We start from the raw sequence: 623 nt of genomic DNA on the forward strand, positions 1-623 counted from the left end.
ATTTCAAACTTTTTTTAGTTTTTTGGATCGTTCGGGCGAAATATGTACAAAACAGTCTATTTTTCTACGTTTTATATAGTTTGAGGGTCTTTTTTAAACTTAACTTAAATAAATTTCACCCTTTATTGCGCTGTTATTATTGCCTTGTGATTAAAGTAAGATAAGATAAGCATGAACATTTGTTAATTTTATGTTTAATTTGTGTAATTCGGAATCTTTAAAATGAGTTCATCGCAACAAAAATCATTAATAATAATTTTTATCGTATCTCTTATTGGCTACGTTGTAGCTCAGTTTGCATTATCATCAGTACTTACAAGTTCATCTTTAGCTATTGCCATTGGTATTTTCATTGGTGGTGTTATTGCAACTTTCTCTGCTAATGTAGCAACAGAAGAAAAAGAAGCAAGTAAATCTCTTTATGTGGGTAATTTACCTTACAAAGCAAATGAAGCTGTAGTTAGGGATTTATTTGAGCAGCACGGGAAGATCTTCTCAGTTCGCTTATTAAAGGACAAGCATACGGGTAAACGCCGTGGCTTTGGCTTTGTCGAGGTAGCTGAGAAAGACGCTGATAAAATTATTTCTGCATTAAACGATAAAGAGTTTCAACAACGCACTTT

General features: G+C 32.6%; 1 protein-coding gene. It reads left to right on the plus strand.

Features of this window, described 5'->3' with window-relative positions:
- Nucleotides 1-222: 222 nt before the first annotated feature.
- The coding region (locus ON073_RS20505) for an RNA recognition motif domain-containing protein (RefSeq protein WP_274763709.1) at nt 223-623 on the plus strand (401 nt) is incomplete at its 3' end.

Source organism: Pseudoalteromonas sp. G4 (assembly GCF_028875915.1).
Lineage (GTDB): Bacteria > Pseudomonadota > Gammaproteobacteria > Enterobacterales > Alteromonadaceae > Pseudoalteromonas.